The following is a 3,770-nucleotide window of genomic DNA, read 5'->3' as shown; positions in this document are numbered from 1 at the left end:
CTACCGGAAGAAATCAAGTCATTGATACTAACAATTTGGCAGCAGGTTCTTCCAATAGCAGATAAGGGGTTAGCTCTTGTAAGCCCTATTTTAGTTTTGCTGATTCTAAGTGGTTTGGTTCGTTGGATTATTCCAAATGGTAGAAGTAACTTTAAGGAACTCACTGAAAATATACCGTCAATTCTTGCTATTTTAGTTTTGGGCTCATTGTGTTTATTGCCAGTAATGGGCTATGAAATACCTAATGAACTAGGGAATATTGCACTAGTAGTAGTAGGTTTTTATTTTGGCAAATTACACACACATACAGATAAAACATAACAAACGCCTCAAGAGGGACTGTCAACGCGTGGCGTTTCCAGTCCCATTGAGCCGCGGTGGTTATGGTTGTTGTGTTTGAGTTTAGTGGTAATGCGTTGCCAGCCCCTTAGGCGGGCGTTAGCTTCTTAAAGGCTGGAATCATCAAAATCCAAACTCAATCGTTCTGAAAAATCAGCTTTTAGCGTTCAAATTGCACAAGTTGGCTTTCGAGTTTGTCGGATTCTGACTTGGTAGAAAGTGTTGAATGCTCAGCAGTTTCAACGTCGCTGAAAACCATCAAGTTTCGATGCTTCAATGTTGTTGGATGCTCCACACGGAAAGTTTCGTTTCACAAAGGCTGCATTGTCGCTGAAATCGCGCTTTCTTTGTCGGAAATTCGGTAAGTGGCCAACTTAACCTTGATTGCTGCGAGTTTTGGCTGCTCACTTCACAGCTTTTGGTGTTGGACGTGTGTTTGAGTGATGCTTTTGCGTAAAATGCATTTCAACAATGGGCTACGAAGCTAACAAGCGCCTCAAAGGGACTGTCAACGCGCGGCGTTTCCAGTCCCAATGAGCTGCGGTGGTTTCGGTTGTTGTGTTTGGGTTTAGTGGTAATGCGTTGTCAGCCCCTTAGGCGGGCGTTAGGTATTTGGAGATATCATGAGAGCTATCGTTTTGATTCTTTGCGCCGTTTTATTGAATGGCTGCTTGGGCATGCCCGAATCAGTAAAACCAGTGTCGGATTTTGAACTGAACAACTATTTAGGCAAATGGTACGAGGTTGCTCGACTCGATCACTCCTTTGAAAGAGGTTTAAGTCAGGTTACTGCGGAATACAGTGCTCGAAATGATGGTGGTATTTCGGTTCTTAATCGTGGTTATTCTGAAGAGAAAGGTGAGTGGAAGGAAGCGGAAGGCAAAGCTTACTTTGTGAATGGCTCAACAGACGGCTATCTGAAGGTTTCATTTTTTGGCCCGTTTTATGGCTCCTACGTAGTGTTTGAGTTAGACCGTGAAAACTACAGTTATGCTTTTGTGTCAGGGCTGAATACAGAATATCTGTGGTTACTTTCAAGAACGCCGACTGTAGAACGAGGCATTCTGGACAAGTTCATAGAAATGTCGAAAGAGCGTGGTTTTGATACAAATCGGCTCATTTACGTTCAGCAGCAATAAATACCTAACAAACGCCTCAAGAGGGACTGTCAACGCGTGGCGTTTCCAGTCCCATTGAGCCGCGGTGGTTACGGTTGTTGTGTTTGAGTTTAGTGGTAATGCGTTGCCAGCTCCTTAGGCGGGCGTTAGGTGAATGGTCAGTGGATTGAACAAGGACAGTTTTATGAAATGGTTTTTAGCTTTTTGGCTCGTTCTCGCAAGCTTTTTTTCGGTCGGCTTGCATGCCAATGACGCCGTTTTACAACAAGCTTATAAATCGCAACAAAGTGATATACAAGTTCAAGGATTCGGACAGGTAGTGAAAGTGTTACCTGATGACAACGATGGTTCAAAGCATCAAAAATTCATCTTAAAGCTCAATAGCGGACAAACATTGCTGGTTGCTCATAACATCGACTTAGCACCGAGAATTCCGAACTTGAAAGTTGGCGATAGTGTTGAGTTTTATGGTGAATATGAATGGAACAAAAAAGGTGGGGTTCTTCACTGGACTCATAAAGATCCTCAAAATCGTCATGCTCATGGTTGGTTGAAACACAATGGGCGGGTGTACGAGTAAATTCACCTAACAAACGCCTCAAGAGGGACTGTCAACGCGTAGCGTTTCCAGTCCCATTGAGCCGCGGTGGTTACGGTTGTTGTGTTTGAGTTTAGTGGTAGTGCGTTGCCAGCCCCTTAGGCGGGCGTTAGTTGCCAATCAGCAACAAATCAGTCGTTTGGAAATTTTTGTTTCTGATGTAGTACACGCATTATTCGAATTTTAGAACCATCAACCCAATACGAAACGATCATTGATATCTCAGGGATAATAAGCAATCTGCCTCTAATGCCATCACGCTGAACACCCATTAGTGGTTGCTCAAGCAAATTTTCGACTTTGGCTTCTATGACCTCGTCCGTTTTTTCAGCGGCTGCTGGGTTAAAGTCGTAGAGAAATTCGAAAATTTTCTCACGATCATTGAGAGATGCTTCTTCCCAGAAAATCATGCGTGGCCTCGATTTCGGATTTTAGCTTTACGTTCAGCCATTCGTGCTTTGGCGATGTCATGTTCAATGAATACTGCTTTTCCTGAGTCGAACTTCTCAAATGCTTGATTCACTTGTTCAGTTAGCCATGCATCGTGAGATAATGCCTTGCGTTGCTGCTCAGCTAATTGTTCAGTGAGTTCACGACAAGCATCGCTAAGAGTTCGACCTTGGCTTTCAGCCATTTGTTGAGCTAAACGTTTTGTTTCTTCGTCTACACGAAATTGAATTCTAGTATCCATGGTGAGCTCCTTTGTTGTGTGTACGAATGTTAGCACTGGTGTTGGTGTAGGGCAACTAACAAACGCCTCAAGAGGGACTGTCAACGCGTGGCGTTTCCAGTCCCAATGAGCCGCGGTGGTTATGGTTGTTGTGTTTGAGTTTAGTTGTAGGCGTTGTCAGCCCCTTAGGCGGGCGTTATGTGCATGGAGGCAGTAATGAACATTGGTATCTATATTTACGATGAGGCCGAAGTTCTCGACTTTTCAGGACCTTTCGAAGTTTTCAGTACAGCTAAACGATTAGGTGCTGGAAGTTGGAATGTATTTTTAGTCTCAGAAACCTTGGAACCAGTGAAAGCCAGAGGTAGTTTTACTGTTTTACCCGACTATTCGTTTCAGAATCACCCTCAAATTGACCTATTAATCGTTGTTGGCGGTGTCCATAGGAACGAAATGAATAAGTCCAATGTACTTCATTGGGTTGCATCAGTGGATAAGCACGCTAAACATATTGCATCAGTTTGTACCGGAGCATTCATATTAGCTAATGCCGGTTTGCTGAAAGGACTTGCTGTTACGACTCACTGGGAGGATATTCCTGAGCTGAAACAACGGTTTCCTGACTTAGTCGTTGTGGAAGATAAACGTTGGATAACAGCAAGCAAGTACACAACGTCGGGTGGTATATCTCAAGCAGCAAATCTAACCCCTGGTGTATCATGGCTTTCTGGTTTATCTGCTGATGTCATTTCTGTAAAGTTGGCGTGTTTAGTACAATTACACCCAAAAACCTAACAAACTGTTTAAGAGTGATTCGCAACGCGTGGCATTTTTACTATGCGTTGGTTTTAGTGTTTAAGGTGGTATGCTCAGCTTCGGTATTGCGTTGCTCACACCTTAACAGGGCGTTAGGCTACAAACAGTGCTAGAAAATGGAGATTGAAATGGAAAACCTTAACACGGTAGAAATAAAGTCTTTTGTTCCCGCCAAAGACTTTGAATGCTCAAAGCGTTTTTATCAGATTGTTGGTAAGCGCATCATAAA

At 43.4% G+C, this 3,770-nt stretch carries 6 protein-coding genes and 2 pseudogenes; 6 read left to right on the top strand and 2 right to left on the bottom strand.

Going from position 1 to position 3,770, the window contains the following annotated elements:
- The 4 genes and pseudogenes from VOR_RS18825 to VOR_RS0102105 form a co-directional block, all read left to right on the top strand.
- On the top strand, nt 1–321 hold a 321-nt coding region (locus tag VOR_RS18825), incomplete at its 5' end, for a hypothetical protein (RefSeq protein WP_010317926.1).
- A gap of 294 nt (nt 322–615) precedes the next feature.
- A pseudogene (locus tag VOR_RS18640) lies at nt 616–796 on the top strand (DUF645 family protein).
- 166 nt (nt 797–962) lie between these two features.
- Complete coding sequence (locus VOR_RS0102110) at nt 963–1,478, top strand: lipocalin family protein (protein ID WP_010317924.1); 516 nt, start codon at nt 963–965, stop codon at nt 1,476–1,478.
- A 163-nt stretch (nt 1,479–1,641) separates the two neighbouring features.
- A complete protein-coding gene (locus VOR_RS0102105) occupies nt 1,642–2,037 on the top strand; it encodes a DUF3465 domain-containing protein (protein ID WP_029626821.1) in 396 nt (131 codons plus the stop codon).
- Nucleotides 2,038–2,186: 149 nt separating this feature from the next.
- On the opposite strand, the gene VOR_RS0102100 is transcribed toward VOR_RS0102105, so the two are convergent.
- Together VOR_RS0102100 and VOR_RS0102095 are read right to left on the bottom strand one after the other, a co-directional pair.
- On the bottom strand, nt 2,187–2,465 hold the full coding sequence (locus tag VOR_RS0102100) for a type II toxin-antitoxin system RelE/ParE family toxin (protein ID WP_000578475.1): 279 nt from the start codon (nt 2,463–2,465) through the stop codon (nt 2,187–2,189).
- The gene (locus VOR_RS0102095) at nt 2,462–2,746 is read right to left on the bottom strand and encodes a type II toxin-antitoxin system RelB/DinJ family antitoxin (protein ID WP_000381183.1); all 285 of its coding nucleotides are present in this window, start codon (nt 2,744–2,746) and stop codon (nt 2,462–2,464) included. The genes VOR_RS0102100 and VOR_RS0102095 overlap by 4 nt, the downstream gene beginning before the upstream one ends.
- Before the next feature lie 195 nt (nt 2,747–2,941).
- On the opposite strand from VOR_RS0102095, the gene VOR_RS0102090 reads away from it, so the two are divergent.
- Together VOR_RS0102090 and VOR_RS19000 are read left to right on the top strand one after the other, a co-directional pair.
- Nucleotides 2,942–3,520, top strand: coding sequence for a DJ-1/PfpI family protein (locus tag VOR_RS0102090; RefSeq protein WP_029626820.1), 579 nt, complete (start codon nt 2,942–2,944; stop codon nt 3,518–3,520).
- A 149-nt stretch (nt 3,521–3,669) separates the two neighbouring features.
- Nucleotides 3,670–3,770 (top strand): annotated as a pseudogene (locus VOR_RS19000) (VOC family protein); the annotation flags it as partial.

The sequence above is a fragment of the Vibrio ordalii ATCC 33509 genome (assembly GCA_000257205.1).
Taxonomy (GTDB): domain Bacteria; phylum Pseudomonadota; class Gammaproteobacteria; order Enterobacterales; family Vibrionaceae; genus Vibrio; species Vibrio ordalii.
The sequence above is the reverse complement of the archived record's forward strand: the minus strand, read 5'-3'. Positions and strand labels throughout refer to the sequence as shown.